The sequence below is a fragment of the Streptomyces sp. NPDC002125 genome (assembly GCF_053593715.1).
In genome coordinates this window covers 1-22,725 of sequence record NZ_JBSFDD010000045.1, presented here as the reverse complement: position 1 = coordinate 22,725, position 22,725 = coordinate 1, and the positions used below count along the sequence as shown (strand labels likewise).

The window sequence follows — 22,725 nt, the reverse complement described above, 5'->3', positions numbered from 1 at the left end:
GTGAGGGCGCGGTGTGCGGAGGGGGTCAGACGTCCTCGCCGGGCCAGTACAGGCGCATCGGGTTGTCGACGAGGAGTTTCTGCTGCTGCTCGGACGTGACCGCGACCCGCGGCACGAAATCGGCCAGGAGCCCGTCGTCGGGCATGTGGCCGGTGAGGTTGGGGTGGGGCCAGTCCGTGCCCCACAGGACGCGGTCCGGGAACTCCTCGATCACACGGCGGCCGAAGGGCACCACGTCCGTATAGGCGTGCCGCTCCCCGTGGAGAGCGGGGGGTCCGGTCACACTGAGACGCTCGGGGCAGGTCACCTTCACCCAGACGTCGTGCGCGCCGACGAAGCGGAGGAATCGGTCGAACTCCGGTCCGTCCGCGGGATGGTTCACGTCGGGCCGGCCCATGTGGTCCACCACGAGGGGAGCGGGCAGGGAGCCGAAGAAGCCCTCCAGCTCGGGCAGATCAGCGCTTTCGAAATAGAGCACGATGTGCCAGCCGAGCGGAGCGATCTTCTTCGCGATCGTTCGCAGGTCCTCCTTCGGGGAGGTGTCGACCAGGCGGCGCAGGAAGTTGAAGCGCACTCCACGCACCCCGGCGGCGTCCAGCTCCCGCAGTTCCGCGTCGGAGATGCCGGGCCGTACGGTCGCGATGCCGCGTGCCCTGCCACCGGACGCCCGGACGGCGTCGGTCATCGCGGTGTTGTCCGCGCCATGACAGGTGGCCTGGACGACGACGGCGCGGCTCACGCCCAAATGGTCGTGCAGTGCGGCCAGTTGCGTCTTGCTCGCGTCGCAGGGGGTGTATTTGCGCTCCGGCGCGAAGGGGAATTCGGCCTGCGGCCCGAACACGTGACAGTGGGCGTCGACCGTGCCTCGCGGCAGCCGGAAGGAGGGCGTGGACGGATTCTGGTACCAGTTCAGCCAGCCCGGTGTCCTGGGGGAAGGCACACTCATGAGAACTCCTGTGGTTCATGGGGGACGTCGGTGCGGTGGTGCGTGTCCGTCCGGGCGCGGGGAGCGGAGCGGCGCCCGGGCATGCGGGACCGGCGAGCGGCGGCCATGGGCGGGCTCCGCCCGCCTCTCCCGCACTCCCGGCCGGCCTCATCCTCGGCCGGCCGGTTACCCGGTCGGTCGATTCCGCGGGTTCAGCGGCCCTGGCGCTTCAGCAGGGCGTCCAGGCGCGGGTACACGGAGCGGGCGTTGTGCTCCTGGATGTCCGCGAGGTCCTTCCCGGGCAGCCCGGCGGCCTCGGCGTAGCGGCGTGTGTCGTCGAAATGGTGGCCGGTCCGGGGGTCGATGTCGCGGACGGCGCCGATCATCTCCGAGGCGAAGAGGATGTTCCGGGTGGGCACGACGTCGAACAGAAGGTCCGAGCCGGGCTGGTGGTAGACGCAGGTGTCGAAGAAGACGTTGCCGAGGACGTGCTCCTCCAGGGACGGCTTCCCGAGCGCCATGGCCAGACCGCGGAACCTGCCCCAGTGGTAGGGGACGGCGCCGCCGCCGTGCGGGATGACCAGCCGGAGGGTGGGGAAGTCCGCGAACAGGTCGCCCTGCACCAGCTGCATGAAGGCGGTGGTGTCGGCGTTGAGGTAGTGCGCGCCCGTCGTGTGGAACGCGGGGTTCACGCTGGTGCTGACGTGCACCATCGCCGGGACGTCGTACTCGGCCATCTTCTCGTACAGGGGGTACCACGAGCGGTCGGTGAGGGGTGGTGCGGTCCAGTGGCCGCCGGAGGGGTCCGGATTGAGGTTCAGCGCGACGGCGCCGTACTCCTCGACGCACCTGGTGAGCTCCGGTATGCAGGTCGCGGGGTCGACGCCCGGCGACTGGGGGAGCATCGCAGCGGGGACGAAGCGCTCCGGGTAGAGCCGGCTGACACGGAAGCACAGCTCGTTGCAGATGGCGGCCCACTCGGACGAGGTGCCGAAATCACCGACATGGTGGGCCATGAACGACGCCCTCGGCGAGAAGATCGTCATGTCGATACCGCGCTCGTCCATCAGCCGCAGCTGGTTCGACTCGACACTCTCGCGCAGCTCGTCGTCGCTGATCTTCAGGTCGGACCTTCTCGGCGCGACGGACGGGTCCCCGAGACCGGCGATCTGCCGGTTCCGCCAGGCCTCCAGCGCGGGCGGGGCCGTCGTGTAGTGGCCGTGGCAGTCGATGATCATCGCTGTTCCTCTTCGAAGTGCCTGCGTGTACACAGCCGGAGGGCCGCTCCCGGGGCCGTCCGACCCGGCCGGCTGTCACGCCACCGTAACCGTCGATGAAATTGTTGACAATATGCCTGACGAGAAAGTTTCGGGCATCATCGCTGCTGGCGCCGCCGTGGAGTCCACGCGGCGCGCGAATTTCCCGACGATGTACGGAAGGCGGAGGGGTGACGTCGAATCAGGTCACCGGCCGGGCGGGCCGGAGCGCGGTCTCCAGCGGAATCCGGGCGGCGCTCGCGGCGGGGGACATGGTGCCCGGGCAGCGTCTGGTCGAGCAGGAGCTGTCCGAGGTCTTCGCGGCCACCCGGAGCTCGGTACGCGAGGCACTCCAGGACCTGGCGGCAGAAGGGCTGGTGGAGCTGATTCCCCGGCGCGGGGCGCGGGTCCGGGTGATCTCCGTGGAGGAGGCGATCCAGATCACCGAGTGCCGGGCCCTGCTGGAGGGGCTCTGCGCCCGGCGGGCCGCGGAGTACGCGTCGTACGAGGTGCGCCAGAAGCTCAAGGACATCGGCGCGGCGATGACCCGGGCGGTGGCCGAGGGGGACCCGGACGCCTACTCGGTGCTCAACCGCAGGCTGCACGAGTGCATCGGCGAGGTCAGTGACCAGAAGGTCGCGCAGGAACTGCTGGACCGGATGAACGGGCAGATGGTGCGCTACCAGTTCCGTCTGGCGCTCCGGCCCGGCCGCCCCGCGCAGTCGCTGCCCCAGCATCTGGCGATCATCGACGCCGTGGTCGCGGGCGATTGCGCCGCGGCGGAGGCGGCGGCGCGTGCGCACGTCGACAGTGTCGTCGAGGCGCTGCGCGAGACCCCCACCCCGGCCCGCCTGCACTGACCCGGAGCCGGAGGGCCCGCGCCGGTCGGGCCGCGCGGCGAGCGTTCCGGCCGCGCCGGAACGCGCCCGCGTCCACGGATGAGGGCATTCGCCGGGGCGGCCGGCCTCCGCGGGGATGCGGGCATTCGCCGGGGGCGGCCGGCCTCGACGGATGCGGGTATTCGTCGGGGCGCGGGCCTCGTCCGGGGCGGCGGGCCGCCGGCGGCCCGCCCAGGTGTCCGGTCACGGTGCTACGCGCTCGCGGCCTCCGCCAGGACGCGGGCGAGCTCACGGGGACGGGTGGCCATCGGCCAGTGGCCCGAGTCGAGATCCACGTAGGTGAGGTGGGTGGCGCGGGCGAGATCGGGGCTCTCGCCGGCGGCGATCCACTCCTCGGCCTGGGCGGGGGTGAACTCGGGGCAGACGATCACGACGGGAACGTCGAAGCGGCGCTCGTCGGTCAGGCGCACGACTCCCCGCGCGACCCCTTCGGGGACCGGGACGGCGGCGGACGCGAAACGGCGCCGGGCCCGCTTGTCCAGATCGGCGGCGTCCGGCCCCTCGAAGGGGCCCCAGCCCGGGAAGGGCATGGCGCCGCCCTCCATCGCGAAGTAATCGGCATAGGCCTGCCCGTCGGGGGCGGGGAAACCGCCGATCAGGGCGACCCCGGCCACCTTTCCGGGTCGCGCGTCGGCGGCCAGCCAGGCCAGGCTCGACGCGGCGGAGTGCCCCACCACCAGGGGCTTCCCGGGCATCGCGTCGACGGCGGCGATCACCGCTGCCACCTGGTCGTCGAGCGTCGCGCCGGAATTCCCGTCGCCCTGGCCGGGGAGGGTGAGCGGCACGGGGCGATGGCCGAGCGCGCTGAGTTCGGGCACGACGTCGTCCCATGCGGAGCCATCGAGCCACAGGCCGGCGATGAGCAGGATGTCCACGGTTGTTCTCCCGAAGAGGAGTCGGAGCTGGCTGCCGGCACGCTATCGAGAGGCTCTGACAAGGGGCCGCACACGTCTCTCCCGCCCGGTTCGGTTCCCCGGGCGGGAGAGCGGAAGGTGTTTCTGCCTCAGACGAGGAGCTTGGCCTTCGCCTTCTCGTACTCCTCCTGGCTGATGTGGCCCTTCTCCTTGAGCTCGGCGAGCTTGGCGAGGTCGGACACATGGCCGCCGCCCGCTCCCGGCTCGCCCTCCGGCCGGGCCGCCTGCCGCACGTAGTCGCGGAAGGCCTCTTCCCGCTCCTTGGCCTGCTTCGCCTCGCGCTTGCCCATGCTCTTGCCCCTGGCGATCAGGTAGACGAGGACGCCCACGTAGGGCAGCACGATCACGAAGATCAGCCAGGCCGCCTTGGCCCAGCCGTTCAGCGAGTGGTCCTGGAAGATGTCCGTGACCACCTTGAAGAGCAGGAAGAACCACAGCACCCAGAGGAACACGTACATCATCGTCAGGAAGAGGTTGAGCAGCGGATAGTCGTCCATGGGGCTACTCCGATCGTGCGGACGGTCCCTTATTGGTACATCCGCATACGAAGTGCCGCATTTCCTGTGATTCAGGCGCCGAGCGTCTCCAGGAAGGCCGAGAGCTTGTTCCTGGTCCGTTCGATCTGCTGCTCCACCGTCAGTGACTCCTCGAAGCGCCCACCGGGGGCCGGCTTCTTCTTCCCCCGTACGTACAGCGAGCAGTCGAGGTCGGTACAGAGGTAGATGCCCACCGAATTCCCGTCCCTGCCCGCCTGGCCCCGCTTGCGGGCGGTCATCAGCGAGACACCGCTGCCGGGATGCGTGGTCAGGCAGACCGAGCACATGCTGCGGTGCAGGAAGCCGCGCTGCTGGGAGGGGAAGCGGAGCGTGATGCCGGTCAGCTCGCCGCCCGTCTCCGTGACGATGTAGCTCCGGTCCGGTGCCGAGAGATCGCGCCAGCCCAGGAAGTCCAGATCGTCCCAGGGTCGCTCCTCCAGGTCGCGGGGGAGCGGCAGGCGCTTCGCCTCTCCCTTGGAGCAATTGACGAACGACGCGCGGATGTCCTGTTCGGTGACGGCTCTCATGGCATCGACGCTAAACCTGCCTATGACCCCTAGGCAAATAATTATTGGAGCTAGGTCATGCTCTAGGGCTCTGTCCTGCGCATCCGGTGGTGCGGGGTGTCGCTCCGGGGTGGGGCGACCCTGAGGTGGTGGGCGGCTGGATGCTCGACGCCCAGATCGGGGCGCCAGACGGCCAGGATCTGGGCCGAGGGGTGGAAGAGCGGGCCGGGCAGTTCGTCGGGAGCGGTCCAGCGCCATGCGCTCATGAGGTGCGGCTCGGTGACCCGCGCGACCGCCGACTCCACCGTCACCAGCGCCGCCATGCTGATCCGGTTGATGCCTCCCACCACGTCGTGCACCATCGCGAAGACGTCCACCTCGTCCTCGCGCACCCGCAGCCCGGTCTCCTCGCGCAGCTCGCGGGCTGCCGCCGCCGCGACCGACTCGTGCGTCGGGTCGACCTTCCCGCCGGGCAGCTCCCATGTGCCGTCGCGGTGCCTGCCGAGCAGAATCCGGCCCTCCGCGTCCTGCACGACGACTCCGACCCCGAACGCGGCCTGGGCCAGCGGCGGACGGGTGTTGCGGGTCGGGACGTTCGCGAGATCATCGGCCATGTCCGCCATCCTCGCACCGTGCCCGGGGCCGCCGGACCCGTCCCCCGGCCCCGGGTGAACGGCCGGCTCCCCCGGTTCAGCCGCACCCGTGCCGGCGGCCGGAAGCGCACGAGCCGTCAGGCCACCAGATTGAGCGTGGTGTCAGAGACTCCCAGCCGCACCGACTGGCCCCACGTCAGCTCCAGCGCGTCGGACTCCATCCCGTCGCCGAACACCACCAGGCGGTCCGACTCGACGGTGAGCGTCAGCCCGTCCCCGCGCCCCAGCTCACCCGAGACCATCGACGTACCGGTGGCGGGGGAGGGCCAGGCCTCGCGTACGAACCAGACCAGCCGGGGATCGGACGGAGCCGGAAGCGGCAGCCGGCTGCCGCGCTCCAGCCAGAGGGAGCGCAGCCAGCCGGTGGAGCCCGTGCCCGTTCCGACCAGGACGCCCGAGGACGCCTGTGACTCACCGGCGGTGGGCGTGCCGTCGGGGCCGATGCGGTACCGCGCGGTCTGGTGGCCCGGCGGCCCCAGGTAGATCTCGTTCAGGGCGAGCAGCCGCTGGGTGTCGTCGGCGACGGCCTCCGCCATCGTGAGCGGGTCCACCTTCCCGCCTCCGGCGACGGCCGCCAGGCACAGTGCGGCAGCGTCGCGCGGGCGGTGGCGTACGAGGACTCCGGGGTTGCGGCCTGGATCGGTGTCGATGCCCACCACCGGCTGCCCGGACAGGTACTTCGCCGCATTGGCGACCAGGCCGTCCTGCCCGACCACGACCACCACGTCCTCCGGGCCGAACAGGAAGCGGTCGAGATCCGCCCGCTCCACCCGCGTCCTGCGCCACCGCAGCGGCAAAGCGGCGGCCACTTCCGTGAGCGCCTGCTCGTTGCGCCGGTGGCGCTCGGCGACCTCCTCGACGGACCGGCCGCGCCCGGCGAGCACGAACGCGGCCTGACCGTGCGTCCCGTGCCGGGCGAGGAGTTCCTCGTACTCCGTCGTGCGGTGCACCAGTACCGCGCGGGGCGCGAGGCTCACGCCCGTGCCTCCTGTTCCGGCTCAGGCCTTCCGAGCCGGGCGAGCAGGCCCGTGAGCACGTCGGGGGAGAGGGTCAGGCTGTCGATGCGGGGCAGATTCTCCGCCAGCCGGGTCGCCGCCAGGGCGTGCAGGGTCGCGGGGTCCACGTCCCCGTGCGCCCGCAGCCAGGCCGACTGCGCCTCGGCACGGGCGGCCCCGACCTCGCGCGCCGCCTCCGCCTCCGCGCGGGCCAGGCGGACCTTGCGGGCGGCCTCGGCCTCCGTGCGCACCCCGTCGGCCGCCGACTTCTCCTCCGCCTCCCGGCGGGCGTTGGTGCCCCGCTGGTCGACGAGCTGCTCCTCGCGGCGCGCCAGCTCGATCTTGCTGGCGAGCTCGTTCTCGGCGATCGTGCGCTCACGCTCCACGGCGACCGCCCGGCGTTCGTAGACCGACCTGTCGGCCTCCTGCTGGATCTGCTCCCTGGCCGGGGTGCGCAGGGCGCGCTCGACCTCCGCCTCGGGGCGGATGGCGACCACGCGCACGGCGACCACGTCGATGCCGGTGGCCGGCAGCCGGGGTTCGGCCGCGAGCCCGGTCGCGACCCGCTCCCGTACGGCGGCGACCCCGTCCACCAGTGCGGTGGCCAGGGGAGTGCGGGCCAGGACGTCCAGGGTGTGCTGCTGTGCGGTCTCGGTGAGCAGGGTGGCGATCTGTTCCAGTGGCGCACCGCGCCAGACCCCGGTGTCGGGGTCGACGGAGAAGTCGAGCCGCGCGGCGGCCTCGGCGGGGTCGCTGATCCGGTAGGTGACGGTCGCCTGCACGGTCACGTCCTGGAAGTCGGCCGTACGCGCGTGGAAGGCCATCGCCAGCTCCCGGTCGTCCACCGGGACCTCGGACAGCGCCGCGGACAGTGAGCGGTACCAGAAGCTCAGCCCCGTGCCGTCGTGGGCGAGCCTGCCGCGCTTGTGGTGGCGGATGTGCGTGGTGGGCGCGGAGCGCAGATGCCGCCAGCCGAGGCGCCGGGTGATGTCGGCCATGTCGGGACCCCCTCTTTCTCGTCACGACGACGATAACGGCTTTCCCTGTATATCGTCAAGAGGACGAGAAGGGGGGAGGGGTGGCGGTACGAACGCGGCCGGCCGGTGGCTTCCGAAGAAACCACCGGCCGGCCGGTTGTGCGCCGACCCCGTCCCCACGGTGCGGCGCGCGGGTGGACCGCCGTCATCCGCTCGGGACGACGGCCCACGTTCATCAGGACCCGCTCTCCACGGGGGCGGGTGGGGGTGAGGGGGGACCGCCCCCGTGCTCCACGGGAGTGGGCGGGGACGCGTGGAGTCCGAGTGCGGGAAGCACTGCGCACTCGATGAAGCGGGTCAGGAAGGCGTCGTCGGCGTACCGCCCCTCCAGGAGTGGCCGGGCGCGCATGATGCCGAGCACCTGGGCCGCCACGTAGTCCGTCGCGGGGTTGTCGGCGTCGATCTCGCCGCGCCGGACGGCCCGCTCGACCATCGCGTCGATCGCGGCGATCGACGGCGCGATGAGCGTGGAGCGCAGTGCGCAGAGCAGGTCGGGATTCTGGAGTGCGGCATGGCTGAGCGCGTGCATCAGCGGGGTGTCCTTGCCGGACGCCGTCTCCACGGCCCGGGCGGCCTCCCTGAGATCTCCGCCCAGGCTGCCCGTGTCGATGTCCGAGAGCAGGGTCTGCCGGGTGCCGTGCAGCGCGGCCACGACCAGCTCCGGCTTGGAGCCCCACTGGCGGTAGAGCGTGGACTTCCCGCAGCGGGTGCGGGAGGCGACGCCCTCCATGGTCAGCGACTCGTAACCGCTCTCCCGGAGCAGGTCCAGCACGGCGGCGTAGAGCTCCTGCGCCCGCTCAGGTGTGATCTTCGACCTGCGCGACGCGGGCGGTGACTCCTGTGCTGAACCGGGCGACGGCATCTGCTTCCCTCTCTGCGGCTGTGCGGCTGAGGACCCTCGATACGCCAGTGTACCGATACGCGCGTGTACCGATACGCCTGCGTATCGGTACACTGGCGTATCGATTCGGTCGGACCGGCCGGACCGATGTCGTAACAGCGCACCGTCAGCAAAGGGGCACGGGTGATGCACACCCGCAGAGAGCCTGCGGAGCGGGAGCCGGACATATCAGCCCGACCACCCCTCGTCCGTGAGCTGCTTCTCGTAGCCGGACTCTTCCTCGTCTACAAACTGGGCCGGATGGCCGCGACCGGCCATGTCGACGAGGCGTTCCACAACGCCGGACAGGTCTGGGGCTTCGAACGAGCCGCCGGCCTCCCCGGCGAAGGAGCCGTGCAGGGCCTTCTGCTGCACAGCCCCACCCTGATCCAGGCGGCGAACACCTACTACGCGACCGTGCACTTCCCGGCCACGCTGGCGTTCCTGATCTGGCTGTACTGGCGCGAGCCGCGCCACTACGTCTGGTCGCGGCGCATCCTGACCGCGCTCACCGGCGCGGCACTCGCCGTGCACCTGCTCTTCCCGCTCGCGCCGCCGAGGATGCTGCACGCGGCGGGCCTCGTCGACACCGGCCAGGTCTACGGCCCGACGGTGTACGGCGACAGCCCCGCGACCGACCCGATGGCCAACCAGTTCGCCGCCATGCCCTCCCTGCACTTCGGCTGGGCCCTCGTGATCGCCGTCGGGCTCATCGTCGCGACCCGCTCCCGGTGGCGCCTGCTGTGGCTGCTGCACCCCCTGATCACACTGTTCGTCATCGTGGGAACCGCCAACCACTACTGGCTCGACTCGATCGTGGTCTCCGCGATGCTCGCCGTCGCCTACGCCGCGATCAGGCTGCCCAGCACCCCGATCACCCCCCACCTCCCGTGGCCGGCCGCCATCCCCGCTCAGGGCTACGGGTCACCGATGTACGCAGAGCAGGGGGTACGCCGATGAACGCCACGCTCATCGCCGTCGCGCTCTCCCTGGTGTCCGCCGTCGCCTACGCGTCCGCCGCGGTCGCCCAGGCCCGTCTCGCCGGCCGTACCGACCCCTCCACCGGAGCGCTGCGGCTGATGGCACGCGGAGCCTGGTGGTCGGCGGTCGGCCTGAACGCGGCCGGGGCCCTCCTGCACGTCGCCGCGCTGAAATACGGACCGCTCACCCTGGTCCAGCCGCTCGGCGCGCTCACCCTCGTGGCCGCCGTCCCGCTGGGGGCCCGCTCGGCGGGGCGCCGCGTCAGCCGTACGGAGTGGCGCGGGACGCTCCTGACCCTCCTCGGCCTCGCCGCGCTGCTCCTGGCGGCCGGAGGCACCGCACCGCACGACACGCTGACCCTGCCCGAGGCCGTGGGCGTCGGAGCCGTGACCATGACGCTCGTCGCGGTCCTCAGCCGCCCGGGCACCCGGCCCGGCCTCCGGCACGCCGCCGCGTCGGGCATCACCTCCGGGGTGGCCTCCGCGCTCACCCAGACCCTGACGGTCGCCGCCACCGACCACTCGGGGCCGCTGCTCAGCTGGCGGCTGGTGACCGTGGCACTGCTCGTCTCCTTCTTCGCCCTGGGCGGCCTGCTGCTCTCCCAGACCGCCTACCGGGGCGGCCTCGGCGCCCCGCTCGCCGTGGTCACCCTCACCAATCCGGTGGCCGCCGCGGCCATCGGCCTGGTCCTGCTCGGCGAACGCCTCCAGGGCGGGCTGCTCGGGGTGATCCCGGCGCTCGTCGGGGCCGCCGCCGCCGTACGGGGCGTGATTCTGCTCAGCCGCGCGCAGGCGGAGGGCGCACCCGAAGCCGTGGCCGCGCCACCGGTCCCGGCCGCGCCACCCGTCTCGGCCACGCCGCCGGCCGTGGCCGTTCCGGCTCCGCCACCGGTCCCGGCCGCGTCACCCGGGCCGAGCGTGCCACTGGTCCCGGCCGCTTCACCCGGGCCGAGCGTGCCACTGGTCCCGGCCGCTTCACCCGGGCCGACTGTGCCGTCGCGGGTCGTCATCGCCGTCCCGTCCCTCTCCGTCCCCCGCCCCGCCGAGCCGCTCGTGTTCCGGGCAGAACCGGTCGGGACACAGGGCGGCCCCGGCCAGTAGTCCCGGTCCATCCCCCTCGGGCAGACGGACGGGCCGAGGGGGAGCGCGGAGCCGCTCGCAGCCCGAAGAGATGTGCTCGCAGATGTCCGGGACGCGGGGGAGTGGGGCTCCTAGCCGGCGTCCGCGGACCCGGCCCCGGCGCCGCCCTCCGCCCCGGAACGCCCGGAACCCTCCAGATCGTCGATCGCCCTGGTCAGCCAGCCGGTCCAGAACGTCTCCAGGTCGATCCCCCCGCGCAGCACCAGATGACGCAGCCGGTCCTCGTCGGCGGTCCGCTCCGGAGGGAAGTCCCGCCGCTCGATCTCCAGGTACTCCGCCAGCTGCCGCTGGTGCAGCGCGAGATGCCTGCGCAGCTCCCCGGCGAGACCGGGCGCCCCGACCACGGCGGCCGCCCTCATCCTGAGCAGCAGCGGATCGCGGACCGGCCGAGGATCCTCGGCCAGCGACACCCAGCCGGTCAGCTCCTCGCGGCCCGCGGGCAGCACCTCGTACTCCTTCTTCTGCCCACGGGCCCGCTGCGCCGACGGCAGGACCCGGATGTGCCCGGCCTGTTCCAGCTTTCCCAGCTCGCGGTAGATCTGCTGGTGCGTGGACGGCCAGAAGTAGCCGATCGACCGGTCGAACCTGCGCGTCAGTTCGAGACCGGACGACGGCTTCTCGAGCAGGGCCGTGAGGATCGCGTGCGGCAGTGACATGGTGTGCATCCTAAGGACGGCGTGGGCGTCCTATGGACGGCGTGCGCCGCCCCGTCACAGCTCCGCGGCCAGCTCCGTGCCCTGGCGGATCGCGCGCTTGGCGTCCAGCTCGGCCGCCACGTCGGCGCCGCCGATCAGATGCACGGGCCGGCCTGCCGCGCGCAGCTCCTCGTACAGCTCACGCCGGGGTTCCTGGCCCGCACACAGCACCACCGTGTCGACCGGCAGCAGATGCTGCTCGCCGTCCACCGTGAGGTGCAGCCCCTCGTCGTCGATCAGGTCGTACGAGGCTCCCGCGATCATCGTCACGCCCCGGTGGCGCAGTTCGGTCCGGTGGATCCAGCCGGTGGTCTTGCCCAGGCCGGCCCCGACCTTGGTCGCCTTGCGCTGGACCAGGTGCACCGTGCGCGGTGTCCTCGGGCGCTCGGGGGCCCGCAGCCCGCCCCGGTCCGCGTAACCGGTGTCCACACCCCACTGCCTGAAGAAGACCTCGGGGTCCAGGCTCGCGCCGTCGCCCCCGTCGGTCAGGAACTCGGCGACGTCGAAGCCGATTCCGCCCGCGCCGATCACCGCCACCCGGTCGCCGACCTCCGCGCCGTCCCGCAGGACGTCCAGGTAGCTGACCACGCTCGGGTGCCCGACGCCGGGGATCGCGGGGGTGCGCGGCTCGACTCCGGTGGCGAGGACGATCTCGTCGAAGCCTTCGAGCGCGGCGGCCGTGGCCGGGGCGCCGAGCCGCAGCTCGACGCCCTCCTCGGCGAGCCGCGTACGGAAGTAGCGCAACGTCTCGTCGAACTCCTCCTTGCCGGGGACCCGTCGCGCGACGTTCAGCTGGCCGCCGATCTCGTCGGCCGTGTCGAACAGCGTCACCGCGTGCCCGCGCTCGGAGGCCGTGACCGCGCACGCCAGCCCCGCGGGCCCGGCGCCGACCACGGCGACGCGCTTGCGCGTAAGGGTCGGGGACAGCACCAGCTCCGTCTCGTGGCAGGCGCGGGGATTCACCAGGCAGGAGGTGATCCGCAGGCTGAAGATGTGGTCCAGACAAGCCTGGTTGCAGCCGATGCAGGTGTTGATCGCGTCGGCACGGCCCTCGGCGGCCTTGGCCACGAAATCCGGGTCGGCGAGGAAGGGCCTGGCCATCGACACCATGTCCGCGCGGCCCGAGGCGAGTACCTCCTCGGCCAGCTCGGGGGTGTTGATGCGGTTGCTGGTCACCAGCGGCACCGAGACCGCGCCGCGGACCCGCTCCGTCACCCAGGTGAAGGCGCCGCGCGGCACCGAGGTCGCGATGGTCGGGATACGGGCCTCGTGCCAGCCGATGCCGGTGTTGATGATGGTCGCCCCGGCGGCCTCGATCTCGCGGGCGAGGTGCACGACCTCCTCCAGCGTGGAACCGCCCGGCACCAGGTCCAGCATCGACAGCCGGTAGATCAGGATGAAGTCGGGCCCGACCCGCTCGCGGACCCTGCGCACGATCTCGACGGGGAAGCGGATGCGGTTCTCGTACGAACCACCCCAGCGGTCCTCGCGGTGATTGGTCGCCGCGACGATGAACTCGTTGATCAGATAGCCCTCGGAGCCCATGATCTCGACTCCGTCGTAGCCGGCGCGGCGCGCGAGTTCCGCCGCCCGCACGAAGTCCTCGATGGTCTCCTCGACCTCGTCGTCCGTCAGCGCGTGCGGGGTGAACCCGCTGATCGGGGCCTTGAGCGCACTGGGCGCCACCAGGTCCGGGTGGTGGGCGTAGCGCCCGAAGTGCAGGATCTGCATCGCGATCCGGCCGCCCGCCGCGTGCACGGCGGAGGTGACCTCGGCGTGCTGCTCCGCCTCCGCCTCTGTGGTCATCTTCGCGCCGCCGGGGAAGGAGCACGCACGCTCGCTGGGCGCGATCCCGCCGGTGACGATGAGGCCCACCCCGCCGCGCGCCCGGGCCGCGTAGAACGCCGCCATCCGCTCGAAACCGCGCTCGACCTCCTCGAGGCCGATGTGCATCGAACCCATCAGCACCCGGTTGGGGAGTGTGGTGAACCCGAGATCGAGCGGGCTCAGCAGGGTGGGGTACGGGCTCATCCGGGTCTCCTCGCAGGTGTCGTCGAGCCAGTTGTAGACCACCCGGAAGGCTTTATGCAACTAGTTGCACAATGGCGTACGTCGCAGCCCCCGCAAGGCCGGTCCACGAATGGCGTAACACCACCGGCCCTCGCCTCCCGGCCCGGACGACAGTGGATGCGTACGCCTTCCCTCCCGCGCGCACCCTCCTCGGCGACAGGAGTCATCCCATGACCTGCATCAACCGACGTGACCTCGGACTCCTCGTGCTCAGGGTCGGGACGGGGGCGGTCCTGGCGGCCCACGGCAGCCAGAAACTGGCCGGATGGTTCGGCGGAGGCGGCATCGAAGGCACCACCGCGGCCATGGAGGCCATGGGCTTCGACCCGCCGAAGCACAGCGCCATGGCCGCCGGACTCGGCGAGACGGGAGGCGGGATCCTGCTGGCCCTCGGGCTGGCCACCCCGGCCGCCGGTGCCGCCGCGGCCGGCACGATGGCGGGTGCCGTCGCCGTGCACGCGCCCGCGGGCTTCTTCGCGACCGCCGGCGGCTACGAGTACCCGGCGTTCCTGGGCTTCACCGCCGCCGCGATCGGGGTGACCGGCGCCGGACGCTACTCCCTGGACCATGCCACCGGGCATGTCCTGGACCGCCCGTGGGTCGTCGCCCTCGCGTTCGCCGGAAGCGCGCTCGCCGCGGCGGCCGTCGTCGGCCGACGCGCCAAGGGGCAGGCGGCCGGGGAGGGCGAACCGACGGACGAGAACGCCTGACGTGCCCTGACGCCCCGGCATTGATCGGCGTTTCAGGGGCATCCGGCAGTGCATGAATACGAACGCACTGTCGATGAACGCACGGGGTCAGGCCAGACGGGCGGCCAACAGCCGGGCCGTGGAAGCGGGAGCACGCGCCGGGTTCGTGGCCCGCGGAGTGATCTACCTCCTGGTGGGCCTGCTGGCTCTGCGCATCGCCTTCTCCGACGGGGGCGGGAAGCAGGCCGACCGAGGCGGCGCGATCGCGGAGATAGCCGAGAAGCCCTTCGGGAACCTCCTGCTCTGGGTGCTGGGCGTGGCCCTGGCCGGGATGGCGCTCTGGCGACTGTCCGAGGCGCTGTTCGGGCAGGCCGGTCCGGACGGACGCAAGGCGGGCAAGCGGGCCATGGCCGCGGGCCGTTTCCTCTTCTACTCCTTCGTGTCGTACTCCGTGCTCTCCTACGCCGCCGGTGACCACAGCAGCGGTAGCGGATCCAGCGACCGTCAGACCGCCGACGTCACGGCGCGCGCCCTGGAGTGGACCGGTGGCCAGTGGATCGTCGGGATCGCCGGAGCCGCCGTGACCTGCGCGGGCCTGTGGATCGCCGGACGGGCCGTCATGCGCAAGTTCCACAAGCATCTGAAGATTGCCGAGATGACGAAGAAGGTCCGTCAGGCCGTCGACGTCACCGGTGTCTTCGGCGGCGCCGTCCGTGGTGCGGTCTTCGCGACGGCCGGCGGGTTCGCCGTGGCCGCTGCCGTCCAGCACGAACCGGGCCGCGCCAAGGGCATGGACGACACCCTGCGCTCCTTCACCGAGACCCCTGCGGGGCCCTGGCTGCTCGTGCTGATCGCGCTGGGCCTCGCCGCCTTCGGCCTCTTCTCCTGGGCCAACGCGCGCTGGCGCAGGGTCTGAACCGAAGCCGTGGCGGGCCGGGTGCCGGGCCGACCGGCCGAGCCCGCCGGGCGCGGGGGCTTCGCCGGGACGACCGTCCGGCCGGGTGCGGGGCTTCGCCGGGCCGCCCTGCCGGGCCCGGCGGCGCGTCGGCCTCGGCCCGGCGCGCCTCAGTCAAGTCCGCGTGCGTCCTTGAAGCGGGCCAGCCCTTCCGGCAGTCCGACGACCGGATCCGGGTAGTCGTAGCGGGAGCGCTCCGAGCCCGGCAGCTTCCACGGCTCATGAATACCGGGCCCGGCGATCCCCGCGAGTTCGGGCACCCAGCGGCGTACGTACTCACCCTGCGGGTCGTACCGCTTGGCCTGTGTCACCGGATTGAGGACCCTGTTGGGCCGGGTGTCCGTGCCCGTGCCCGCCACCCACTGCCAGTTCAGCTGATTGTTGGCGATGTCCCCGTCGACCAGAAGCTCCAGGAAATGACGCGCTCCGGTGCGCCAGTCGATGTACAGCGTCTTGGTGAGGAAGCTCGCCGTCAGCAGCCGCCCCCTGTTGTGCATCCAGCCCTGGTGGAGCAGCTGGCGCATCGCCGCGTCGACGATCGGATAGCCGGTGCGGCCCTCCTTCCAGGCGGCCGTGTCCTTCTCCGCCGCCCGCCCGGTGCGCCAACGGTCGCCCCGGGGGCGGTAGTCGGAACGGGAGGCCTCCGGTCGCGCGGCCAGGACCTGGTGGTGGAAGTCCCGCCAGCACAACTGGCGCACGAATGCCTCCGCCCCCGGACCGCCCGCCGCGTGGGCCCGTTCGACGAGCTCGGTGGGGGAGAGGGTGCCGAAGTGCAGATGCGGCGAGAGCCGCGAGGTCGCGTCACCTGCGAGGTCGTCGTGACGGTCCTCGTACGACGCGAGACCGTTGCGGCGCCATGCGCCGAACAGCTTGCGCCCCTCGGTCTCCCCGCCCTCGGCGAGGCCGGGAGAGAGCCCAGTGAGCCCGGACCGCGAAGGCAGCGGCAGGGACCCGGGGTCCTTCGGCACGCGCACGGTGCGTGGAGCCCGGAACGGGGAGCGGGTCCCCTCGCCGGACCAGCGCCTGAAGTACGGGGTGAAGACGGCGAAATGATCCCTGCCCGCTCCCGAGGGCACCACCGCTCCGGGTGCGACGGCCGTGATGACCGCGTCGTGCACCCTGAGCGGGCAGCCCATGGACGAGAGCGTTTCACGCAGCCGTTCCTCGCGTCGCCGGGCGAACGCACTGACACCGGCCGCCAGGTGAACCGCGCCCGCGCCGGTCTCCGTGACGACCCTGCCGACCTCGTCGGCGACGTCACCCTGGCGGAGGACCAGACGCCCGCCCCGCTCCCGGAGCCCCGCGTCGAGGTCGTGGAGGCAGTCGGCGAGGAACGCGCGCCGGTTGGGCGCGTCGTATCCGGCGTCATGGACGGCGTCGTCCAGGACGAACAGGGGGACCACCTCGTCGGCCGAGGCCAGGGCCGCGTGCAGCGGTGGATGGTCGTGCAGCCGGAGGTCGGAGGTGAAGAGGACCACTGCCACGGTCATGCCCGGCCACCCGCCGTTCCCTTGACCGCGGCCTGCGCGATGTTGCGCGCCATCCCGCCGAAGACCACCGCGTGGAAGGGGGAGACGCTCCACCAGTACGCGTGTCCGAGCAGACCGTTGGGGTGGAAGACGGCCCGCTGGCGGTAGTGGGACCCGCCGTCCTTGCCCTGTTCGGCGTACATCTCCAGCCAGGCCAGGCCCGGGAGCCGCATCTCCGCGCGGAGCCTGAGCAGCCGGCCCGGCTCGATCTCCTCGACCCGCCAGAAGTCCAGCGAGTCGCCGACCCGCAGCCGTTGGGCGTCCCGTCTGCCCCGGCGCAGGCCCACTCCGCCGGCCAGCCGGTCCATCCAGCCCCTGACCGCCCACGCCAGCGGGAACGAATACCAGCCGTTGTCGCCTCCGATCCCCTCGATGACCCGCCACAGGGCGTCGGGTGACGCGTCGACGTCGAGCTCGCGCACATCCGTGTACAGACTCCCGCCGGCCCAGTCGGGGTCGGTGGGCAGCGGATCGCTGGGGATGCCTGGGGTGGAGGCCGAGGACCACCGGGTCGTCACCCTGGCCTCGCGGATCCGCTGCAGGGCGAGCGAGAGAGCGGTGTCGAAGGAGAAGGGCTGCCCGGGGCCGTCGGGGACGTGGTCGGCGATGTCGTGCTCGTGGCACACGACCTCGTAGCGCAGGGACTCCGCGAGCGGCCGGGCGATCGACGCGGGCACGGGTGTCACCAGCCCGACCCAGTGACTGGAGAGCCCCGGCGACAGCATCGGCACCGGAAGGATCAGCCGGTGGGGGAGCTTGGCGACCTGGGCGTACTTCTGCATCATGTCCCGGTACGTCATCACATCGGGACCGCCGATGTCGAAGGTGCGGTTCACCTCGGTCGGCATGTGCGCACTGCCCACGAGATAGCGGAGGACGTCCCGGACCGCGATCGGCTGGATCCTCGTCGACACCCAGCTCGGGGTGACCATGACCGGGAGCCGCTCGGTGAGATAGCGGAGCATCTCGAAGGACGCCGAACCCGAACCGATGATCACCGCCGCGCGCAGCACGGTCGCCGGCACACCCGATTCGAGGAGGATGCGTCCGACCTCGGCACGGGAACGGAGATGGGGGGACAGATCCCGCTCGGGGACGTCGGCGGGAGTGAGACCGCCCAGATAGACGATGCGGCTGATTCCGGCGGCCCGCGCCTGCTCGCCGAAGATCCGGGCCGCCTCCCGGTCGGTCCTCTCGAAGCCCGAACCGCTGGTGAGGGCGTGCACCAGGTAGTAGGCGACGTCGACGTCCCGCATCGCGGCGCGCACGGACTCCGCGTCGGTCACGTCCCCCTTGACGACCTCGGCCTCGCCAGCCCAGGGATGGTCCCGGAGCTTCTCCGGCGTGCGCGCCAGGCAGCGCACCCGGTGGCCGGCGTCCAACAACTCGGGTACGAGGCGTCCGCCGATGTATCCCGTCGCGCCTGTCACCAGACACCGCAGTCCGCCGGTGTCGTCCTTGCTGTCCATGGCCCCTCGCTCCGGCTCGTGTCTCCTTCGTCCACGGTGCCCCCGTCCGGGGGAATCCGCTCGACCACGGGACCCTGACACGCCGAAGCCCACCCCACCGGGTGGCGGGGCCGATCGAACCTCAGTGCTGTCCGGAGCTTTCGGTGGCGGTGCCCTTGATGACGCGCGGGCCCGCCGTACCGGACCCGTTCTCTGCCGGATCGGCGGGAGAGGTGCCGTCGCGCTTCAGAGCCTGTGCCTCGCTCTTCAGGATCCGTGCCGACTTGCCCAGGGAGCGGGCGAGTTCGGGGAGCTTTTTCGCGCCGAAGATCACGACGGCGATGATGATGAAGAGGGCGATCTCACTGATTCCGAACATGACGGCAGTCTCTCCTTGGCGGTCCGGGACGCCCGCACGGCGACCTCGGCGATGCCCTGGGGTGGCCGGGGCGCGCCAAATCTACAGAACTGTAGAAGACTGCGGCAGGGCGTCTCCCGGCCGCCCCTCAGCCCTCGTCGCCCTCGTCCTCCTCCTCGTCGCCCTCGAAGAAGTCGCCCACCTCGTCGATGACTTCGGCGGCCACCATCCCGCCCACCACGCCGACGGCGACGCCCGCGGCCCCGGCGGCCACGGCGGTGCCGAGGCCGGAGCCCGAATGGTGTCCCTGCCCGCCGCTGTGTCCGTGGCTTTCGGCGGTGCCGCCGTACGCCCCGGGGGCGCCGTGCGCCGAGCGGGCCTCGGCCAGCGCGTGGATCCACCCGTCGACCTCGGTTGCCCAGTCGCGCCCCTGAACCTCGTCATGGCCGATGGTGAAGCGGCTGACGACGTCGCCGCCGCCGGAGAAGAGGCCTCCTCGCTTGTCCGCCTCCAGGACGACGTCCAGGCCGTCGGCCCCGGCGAGGAACGTCACCTCGATCTCGCTAATCCGGTCCGCGTAGCGCGATGAGGGCGACAGCTCGATCTCCTGGTAGAAGGGGAGCCGCTGTCCGCTCCCGTGGATGTGCCCCAGCTCCAGATCGGCCGACCTGAAGCCGAACCCGAGCCGGCCGAACGCCTCGAGAACGGCCTCCTGTGCGGGCAGCGGACCCACCGTGAGCCGGTCGAGGTCCCCCTTGTCCCTGGCGCCCGCCACCGAGAGCTCCGTGCGCACGCCGAGCACGATCCCGAGATCCTGGCCGTAGAGCTCGGTGACCGGGGTCTCCCAGGGAAGCGTCACGCTGAACGGCACGGTGTGCACCGCGCCCTCGGCCAGCACGAACCCACCGCTCACGGTGAAGCGGTCGAAGGCGACGGCGCCCTCGGACTCGCCCTCCTCGTGCTCCGCCTCGACATGGGCGACGAGCTCCAGCGTGATGTGCTCGACCGTGAAATCGGCGCCGCCGCCCTTCAGGCGGACCTGGCCGCTGAGGCTGCCCCCGGGAATCACGGCTCCCGGCTCCAGGACCGTGTCCACGGTCGGTCCTCCTACGCCGAGCGAACCGAGCAGCTTCTTGAACACCATCGTGGCGTCCACTCCTTCTTCCGTACACGGAGAACGCGTGCAGTTGATTTCTACACAACTGTAGAAGTGTAAAGGCGAGATGATCTGCTGAATCGCAGTCCGCGTCCGGGGGGAGTGTGCCCGGCGCTCATCGGGGAGGGAGCTCTCGTGTGCCCGCCCGCGTCCTACTATGGGGCGGTGAACAGTGCGGACAACCCTCGTGACGGATCACACCCGACCGCGAGCGGGGTGTCGGAGCTTCAGGCGCTCGGGGTGGAATTGCGCCGGATGAACGGCGAGATCAACCGCCTGGTTCACGCCTTCGCGCACGCGCAGGGTCTGCACGCCACGGATGTGCAGGCGCTGGGGGCGATTCTCGACGCCGACCCGCCGCTGACCCCGGGCAGGCTCCGTGAGCATCTCGGTCTGACCTCCGGCGCGGTCACCGCGTGTCTGGACCGGCTGGAGCGCGCGGGCCACATCCGACGGGCGAGGGAGAGTGCCGACCGGCGTGTCGTGCACCTGTACTACGAGCCCGGGGCCAAGGCGGTCGCCCGCTCCTTCTTCATGCCCCTCGCCGAGGCGGCGGCGGGCGCGTGCACCGCGACCGACCCCGAGGAGCTGGAGGCCGTGCTCCGTTTCCTCGGCCGGATGAACGGTGAACTCGCTCGAATGCAGGTTCCCCGGCGCTGAATCGCCCCGCCGGTGACGAGCGGTGGTGTGGAGCATGTAATCTCAATCATTGAGATACATCATGATTGAGAGATCGCGGCCGACCCAGGAGCGCCATGTCCACCGCATCGAAGCCGGTTCGCCGGCTGTTCCTTGTCCCTGTATTCCTTGTTCTCGCCTGGCTCGTCGTCGGCGGTACGTTCGGCTCGTATGCCGGGAAGCTCGGTGAAGTAGCCACCAACGACCAGGCCTCCTTCCTGCCGCAGAGCGCCGAGTCGACCAGAGTCGTCGAGGCCCAGAAGGCGTTCAGCCGGCAGCAGACCGTCCCCGCCATCGTGGTCTGGACGTCCGACAAGAACGGCGAAGAGCTCGGGGCGGCGCAGCAGAAGGCGGCGACGGCCGCACTCGCCTCGATCCAGGGCGGCCCGGGCGTGACGGGCGAGGTGAGCCCCGCACTCCCGTCGAAGGACCGTCAGGCTCTCGAAGGAATCGTCCAGTTGCGGCCGGACCTCGGTGACGAGCTCCCCGACGCCATCGCGGAGATCCGCGAAGCGGCGGAGAAGGTTCCTGGAACGGTGGTCGGACTGGCCGGACCCGCGGCCTCCCAGGCCGATCTGTCCGACGCCTTCGCCGGCATCGACGGACTGCTGCTCGGTGTTGCCCTGGTGACCGTGCTCGTCATTCTGCTCCTGGTCTACCGGAGCGTCCTGCTGCCGTTGATCATCATCGTCGGCGCGGTCTTCGCCCTCGGTGTCTCCTGCGCGATCGTGTACGTACTGGCGGACCACGACATCGTCCGGGTCGACGGGCAGGTCCAGGGCATCCTGTCGATCCTGGTCATCGGCGCGGCCACCGACTACGCCCTGCTGCTCACCGCGCGGTTCCGCGAGGAGCTGGGCCGGCAGGCCGACCGCTGGACGGCGATGCGGGCGGCGCTCCGGGAGTCCGCTGGGCCCATCACGGCCAGCGCTGCCACCGTCGCCCTGGGACTCCTCGCTCTCCTGCTCAGCGATCTGACCAACAACCGCGCTCTCGGGCCCGTCGGCGCCATCGGCATCGTCTGTTCCGTGCTCAGCGCTCTCACCTTCCTGCCCGCCGTCCTGGTCCTGCTCGGCAGGGCCGCGTACTGGCCGGCCAAGCCCAAGAAGGGCGACGCCGAGCCCGAAGCCGGCTCCACGGGCATCTGGTCCCGGATCGCGGGCCTGGTCGACCGCTCTCCGCGCAAGGTGTGGGCCTTCACACTGATCGGCCTCCTCGCGTGCGCCGCCTTCATGCCGACGCTGAACTCCAAGGGCGTGCCCCTGAAGGAGATCTTCGTCAACGACGCACCGTCCGTCACCGCGCAGGAGACGCTGGGACGGCACTTTCCCGGAGGGTCGGGCAACCCCGCCGTCGTGATCGCCGACGCCGCCGGTGCTCAGAAGGTGGTCGGTGCCGCCGAGGGCGTGTCCGGTGTCGACAGTGTCTCCGTGGTGACAGCCTCCGGACGCCCGGGCAGCGGGGAACCGCTCGTGGTGGACGGCAGGGTCCGCATCGACGCCACGCTCGCGGACGCGGCCGACAGCGACGCCGCCAAGGCGACCGTCACCAGGCTCCGCGAGGCGGTCCACGCCGTGCCCGGTGCCGACGCCATCGTCGGCGGTTACACCGCGCAGCAGTACGACACCCAGAAGACCGCCGAACATGACCGCAACATCATCGTGCCCGTGGTGCTGGTCATCATCCTCGTCATCCTGATCGGACTGCTCCGCTCCCTGCTGATGCCGCTCCTGCTCGTGGCGACGGTGGCGCTGAACTTCCTCGCCACCCTCGGAATCGCCTCGCTGGTCTTCGAGCACGTCTTCGGCTTCAGCGGCACCGACTCGTCCGTGCCGCTGTACGGATTCGTCTTCCTCGTCGCTCTGGGCGTCGACTACAACATCTTCCTGATGTCCAGGGTCCGCGAGGAGTCCCTGATCCACGGCACCCGGCAGGGCGTTCTCCGCGGGCTGACCACCACGGGCGGGGTCATCACCTCGGCCGGTGTCGTGCTGGCGGCGACCTTCGCGGCCCTGGGCGTCATCCCGCTGGCCTTCCTGGTCCAGATCGCGTTCATCGTCGCGTTCGGCGTGCTGCTCGACACGCTCGTCGTGCGCTCGCTCCTCGTGCCCGCGCTCGTCCGGGACATCGGGCCCGCTGCCTGGTGGCCGGGTGCGCTGAGCAAGGGCGGGAAGGAAGCGCCGGAAGGGAGCAAGTCCCTGTCCTAGCCGGGCCGTGCGGCCATGGACGCGGATGTCGGCGTTCGCGGGACGGGCGACGCGTGAGGTGTCGGTCATGGGACAACCGTGACAGCCGGCGATCCGTCCGCCCTCCCCCGTGGGGGGGGGGGGGGGGGGGGCCCGCCCCCCCCCCCCCCCGCCCCCCCCCCCCCCCCACGACGCGCCGCCGGTGGGACCAGAAGGCGTCGGGGGGTCCGTATAAGAAAA

The 22,725-nt window shown here is 71.5% G+C and carries 22 protein-coding genes; 7 read left to right on the top strand and 15 right to left on the bottom strand.

The features are described 5' to 3' along the window. Positions 1 to 25: 25 nt before the first annotated feature. The gene (locus ACWCQM_RS39575; protein ID WP_450919916.1) at positions 26 to 946 is read right to left on the bottom strand and encodes an amidohydrolase family protein; all 921 of its coding nucleotides are present in this window, start codon (positions 944 to 946) and stop codon (positions 26 to 28) included. 191 nt (positions 947 to 1,137) lie between these two features. After that, the gene (locus tag ACWCQM_RS39570) at positions 1,138 to 2,163 is read right to left on the bottom strand and encodes an amidohydrolase family protein (RefSeq protein ID WP_450919915.1); all 1,026 of its coding nucleotides are present in this window, start codon (positions 2,161 to 2,163) and stop codon (positions 1,138 to 1,140) included. A 209-nt stretch (positions 2,164 to 2,372) separates the two neighbouring features. On the opposite strand from ACWCQM_RS39570, the gene ACWCQM_RS39565 reads away from it, so the two are divergent. Then, a complete protein-coding gene (locus tag ACWCQM_RS39565) occupies positions 2,373 to 3,041 on the top strand; it encodes a GntR family transcriptional regulator (RefSeq protein ID WP_450919914.1) in 669 nt (222 codons plus the stop codon). Positions 3,042 to 3,271: 230 nt separating this feature from the next. On the opposite strand, the gene ACWCQM_RS39560 is transcribed toward ACWCQM_RS39565, so the two are convergent. From ACWCQM_RS39560 to ACWCQM_RS39530, 7 genes are all read right to left on the bottom strand, one after another. Next, positions 3,272 to 3,955: an alpha/beta fold hydrolase gene (locus ACWCQM_RS39560; protein WP_450919913.1), complete on the bottom strand. Its 684-nt coding sequence runs from the start codon at positions 3,953 to 3,955 to the stop codon at positions 3,272 to 3,274. 128 nt (positions 3,956 to 4,083) lie between these two features. Continuing rightward, positions 4,084 to 4,491 carry an SHOCT domain-containing protein gene (locus ACWCQM_RS39555; protein WP_450919912.1) on the bottom strand — a complete coding sequence of 136 codons (408 nt, stop codon included), beginning with the start codon at positions 4,489 to 4,491 and terminating at the stop codon, positions 4,084 to 4,086. A gap of 71 nt (positions 4,492 to 4,562) precedes the next feature. Then, on the bottom strand, positions 4,563 to 5,057 hold the full coding sequence (locus tag ACWCQM_RS39550; RefSeq protein ID WP_450919911.1) for an FBP domain-containing protein: 495 nt from the start codon (positions 5,055 to 5,057) through the stop codon (positions 4,563 to 4,565). Positions 5,058 to 5,119: 62 nt separating this feature from the next. After that, on the bottom strand, positions 5,120 to 5,650 hold the full coding sequence (locus ACWCQM_RS39545; RefSeq protein ID WP_450919910.1) for a nucleotide triphosphate diphosphatase NUDT15: 531 nt from the start codon (positions 5,648 to 5,650) through the stop codon (positions 5,120 to 5,122). A gap of 116 nt (positions 5,651 to 5,766) precedes the next feature. Then, positions 5,767 to 6,666: a hypothetical protein gene (locus ACWCQM_RS39540; protein WP_450919909.1), complete on the bottom strand. Its 900-nt coding sequence runs from the start codon at positions 6,664 to 6,666 to the stop codon at positions 5,767 to 5,769. Continuing rightward, the gene (locus ACWCQM_RS39535; protein ID WP_450919908.1) at positions 6,663 to 7,682 is read right to left on the bottom strand and encodes an SPFH domain-containing protein; all 1,020 of its coding nucleotides are present in this window, start codon (positions 7,680 to 7,682) and stop codon (positions 6,663 to 6,665) included. Before ACWCQM_RS39535 ends, ACWCQM_RS39540 begins: the two co-directional genes overlap by 4 nt. A gap of 214 nt (positions 7,683 to 7,896) precedes the next feature. Continuing rightward, a complete protein-coding gene (locus ACWCQM_RS39530; RefSeq protein ID WP_450919907.1) occupies positions 7,897 to 8,583 on the bottom strand; it encodes a TetR/AcrR family transcriptional regulator in 687 nt (228 codons plus the stop codon). A 165-nt stretch (positions 8,584 to 8,748) separates the two neighbouring features. Between ACWCQM_RS39530 and ACWCQM_RS39525 the strand changes: the two genes are divergently transcribed. Together ACWCQM_RS39525 and ACWCQM_RS39520 are read left to right on the top strand one after the other, a co-directional pair. Continuing rightward, positions 8,749 to 9,561 (top strand): phosphatase PAP2 family protein, encoded by an 813-nt coding sequence (locus ACWCQM_RS39525; protein ID WP_450919906.1) that lies wholly within the window; start codon positions 8,749 to 8,751, stop codon positions 9,559 to 9,561. Beyond that, complete coding sequence (locus ACWCQM_RS39520) at positions 9,558 to 10,682, top strand: DMT family transporter (RefSeq protein ID WP_450919905.1); 1,125 nt, start codon at positions 9,558 to 9,560, stop codon at positions 10,680 to 10,682. Before ACWCQM_RS39525 ends, ACWCQM_RS39520 begins: the two co-directional genes overlap by 4 nt. A 110-nt stretch (positions 10,683 to 10,792) precedes the next feature. Here the strand turns inward: ACWCQM_RS39520 and ACWCQM_RS39515 are convergent, their stop codons facing one another. Both ACWCQM_RS39515 and ACWCQM_RS39510 read right to left on the bottom strand, forming a co-directional pair. Further along, positions 10,793 to 11,377 carry a PadR family transcriptional regulator gene (locus tag ACWCQM_RS39515; RefSeq protein ID WP_450919904.1) on the bottom strand — a complete coding sequence of 195 codons (585 nt, stop codon included), beginning with the start codon at positions 11,375 to 11,377 and terminating at the stop codon, positions 10,793 to 10,795. Positions 11,378 to 11,431: 54 nt separating this feature from the next. Next, complete coding sequence (locus ACWCQM_RS39510; RefSeq protein ID WP_450919931.1) at positions 11,432 to 13,447, bottom strand: oxidoreductase; 2,016 nt, start codon at positions 13,445 to 13,447, stop codon at positions 11,432 to 11,434. A gap of 209 nt (positions 13,448 to 13,656) precedes the next feature. Between ACWCQM_RS39510 and ACWCQM_RS39505 the strand changes: the two genes are divergently transcribed. Together ACWCQM_RS39505 and ACWCQM_RS39500 are read left to right on the top strand one after the other, a co-directional pair. Then, on the top strand, positions 13,657 to 14,196 hold the full coding sequence (locus tag ACWCQM_RS39505) for a DoxX family protein (RefSeq protein WP_450919903.1): 540 nt from the start codon (positions 13,657 to 13,659) through the stop codon (positions 14,194 to 14,196). Positions 14,197 to 14,248: 52 nt separating this feature from the next. Then, positions 14,249 to 15,091, top strand: a complete 843-nt coding sequence (locus ACWCQM_RS39500) for a DUF1206 domain-containing protein (protein WP_450919902.1) — start codon at positions 14,249 to 14,251, stop codon at positions 15,089 to 15,091. Between the two features lie 149 nt (positions 15,092 to 15,240). Here ACWCQM_RS39500 and ACWCQM_RS39495 read toward each other — a convergent pair whose 3' ends face one another. The 4 genes from ACWCQM_RS39495 to ACWCQM_RS39480 form a co-directional block, all read right to left on the bottom strand. After that, positions 15,241 to 16,620, bottom strand: coding sequence for a cryptochrome/photolyase family protein (locus ACWCQM_RS39495; protein ID WP_450919901.1), 1,380 nt, complete (start codon positions 16,618 to 16,620; stop codon positions 15,241 to 15,243). Next, a complete protein-coding gene (locus tag ACWCQM_RS39490) occupies positions 16,617 to 18,128 on the bottom strand; it encodes an SDR family oxidoreductase (protein WP_450919900.1) in 1,512 nt (503 codons plus the stop codon). The genes ACWCQM_RS39495 and ACWCQM_RS39490 overlap by 4 nt, the downstream gene beginning before the upstream one ends. A 121-nt stretch (positions 18,129 to 18,249) precedes the next feature. After that, positions 18,250 to 18,486: a twin-arginine translocase TatA/TatE family subunit gene (locus ACWCQM_RS39485; protein ID WP_450919899.1), complete on the bottom strand. Its 237-nt coding sequence runs from the start codon at positions 18,484 to 18,486 to the stop codon at positions 18,250 to 18,252. Between the two features lie 127 nt (positions 18,487 to 18,613). Then, positions 18,614 to 19,609: a sporulation protein gene (locus ACWCQM_RS39480; RefSeq protein ID WP_450919898.1), complete on the bottom strand. Its 996-nt coding sequence runs from the start codon at positions 19,607 to 19,609 to the stop codon at positions 18,614 to 18,616. 177 nt (positions 19,610 to 19,786) lie between these two features. Here ACWCQM_RS39480 and ACWCQM_RS39475 point away from each other — a divergent pair, with 177 nt between their 5' ends. Together ACWCQM_RS39475 and ACWCQM_RS39470 are read left to right on the top strand one after the other, a co-directional pair. Further along, a complete protein-coding gene (locus ACWCQM_RS39475; RefSeq protein WP_450919897.1) occupies positions 19,787 to 20,281 on the top strand; it encodes a MarR family winged helix-turn-helix transcriptional regulator in 495 nt (164 codons plus the stop codon). Positions 20,282 to 20,376: 95 nt separating this feature from the next. Further along, the gene (locus ACWCQM_RS39470; protein ID WP_450919896.1) at positions 20,377 to 22,506 is read left to right on the top strand and encodes an MMPL family transporter; all 2,130 of its coding nucleotides are present in this window, start codon (positions 20,377 to 20,379) and stop codon (positions 22,504 to 22,506) included. The last annotated feature ends 219 nt before the right edge of the window (positions 22,507 to 22,725 follow it).

What these genes read in the sequence shown, in the direction of transcription:
- ACWCQM_RS39575 (WP_450919916.1), bottom strand. Translation starts at nt 946, where the DNA reads ATGAGTGTGCCTTCCCCCAGGACACCGGGCTGGCTGAACTGGTACCAG.
- ACWCQM_RS39570 (WP_450919915.1), bottom strand. Translation starts at nt 2,163, where the DNA reads ATGATCATCGACTGCCACGGCCACTACACGACGGCCCCGCCCGCGCTG.
- ACWCQM_RS39555 (WP_450919912.1), bottom strand. Translation starts at nt 4,491, where the DNA reads ATGGACGACTATCCGCTGCTCAACCTCTTCCTGACGATGATGTACGTG.
- ACWCQM_RS39550 (WP_450919911.1), bottom strand. Translation starts at nt 5,057, where the DNA reads ATGAGAGCCGTCACCGAACAGGACATCCGCGCGTCGTTCGTCAATTGC.
- ACWCQM_RS39545 (WP_450919910.1), bottom strand. Translation starts at nt 5,650, where the DNA reads ATGGCCGATGATCTCGCGAACGTCCCGACCCGCAACACCCGTCCGCCG.
- ACWCQM_RS39535 (WP_450919908.1), bottom strand. Translation starts at nt 7,682, where the DNA reads ATGGCCGACATCACCCGGCGCCTCGGCTGGCGGCATCTGCGCTCCGCG.
- ACWCQM_RS39530 (WP_450919907.1), bottom strand. Translation starts at nt 8,583, where the DNA reads ATGCCGTCGCCCGGTTCAGCACAGGAGTCACCGCCCGCGTCGCGCAGG.
- ACWCQM_RS39525 (WP_450919906.1), top strand. Translation starts at nt 8,749, where the DNA reads ATGCACACCCGCAGAGAGCCTGCGGAGCGGGAGCCGGACATATCAGCC.
- ACWCQM_RS39520 (WP_450919905.1), top strand. Translation starts at nt 9,558, where the DNA reads ATGAACGCCACGCTCATCGCCGTCGCGCTCTCCCTGGTGTCCGCCGTC.
- ACWCQM_RS39515 (WP_450919904.1), bottom strand. Translation starts at nt 11,377, where the DNA reads ATGTCACTGCCGCACGCGATCCTCACGGCCCTGCTCGAGAAGCCGTCG.
- ACWCQM_RS39510 (WP_450919931.1), bottom strand. Translation starts at nt 13,447, where the DNA reads ATGAGCCCGTACCCCACCCTGCTGAGCCCGCTCGATCTCGGGTTCACC.
- ACWCQM_RS39505 (WP_450919903.1), top strand. Translation starts at nt 13,657, where the DNA reads ATGACCTGCATCAACCGACGTGACCTCGGACTCCTCGTGCTCAGGGTC.
- ACWCQM_RS39500 (WP_450919902.1), top strand. Translation starts at nt 14,249, where the DNA reads ATGAATACGAACGCACTGTCGATGAACGCACGGGGTCAGGCCAGACGG.
- ACWCQM_RS39495 (WP_450919901.1), bottom strand. Translation starts at nt 16,620, where the DNA reads ATGACCGTGGCAGTGGTCCTCTTCACCTCCGACCTCCGGCTGCACGAC.
- ACWCQM_RS39490 (WP_450919900.1), bottom strand. Translation starts at nt 18,128, where the DNA reads ATGGACAGCAAGGACGACACCGGCGGACTGCGGTGTCTGGTGACAGGC.
- ACWCQM_RS39485 (WP_450919899.1), bottom strand. Translation starts at nt 18,486, where the DNA reads ATGTTCGGAATCAGTGAGATCGCCCTCTTCATCATCATCGCCGTCGTG.
- ACWCQM_RS39480 (WP_450919898.1), bottom strand. Translation starts at nt 19,609, where the DNA reads ATGGTGTTCAAGAAGCTGCTCGGTTCGCTCGGCGTAGGAGGACCGACC.
- ACWCQM_RS39470 (WP_450919896.1), top strand. Translation starts at nt 20,377, where the DNA reads ATGTCCACCGCATCGAAGCCGGTTCGCCGGCTGTTCCTTGTCCCTGTA.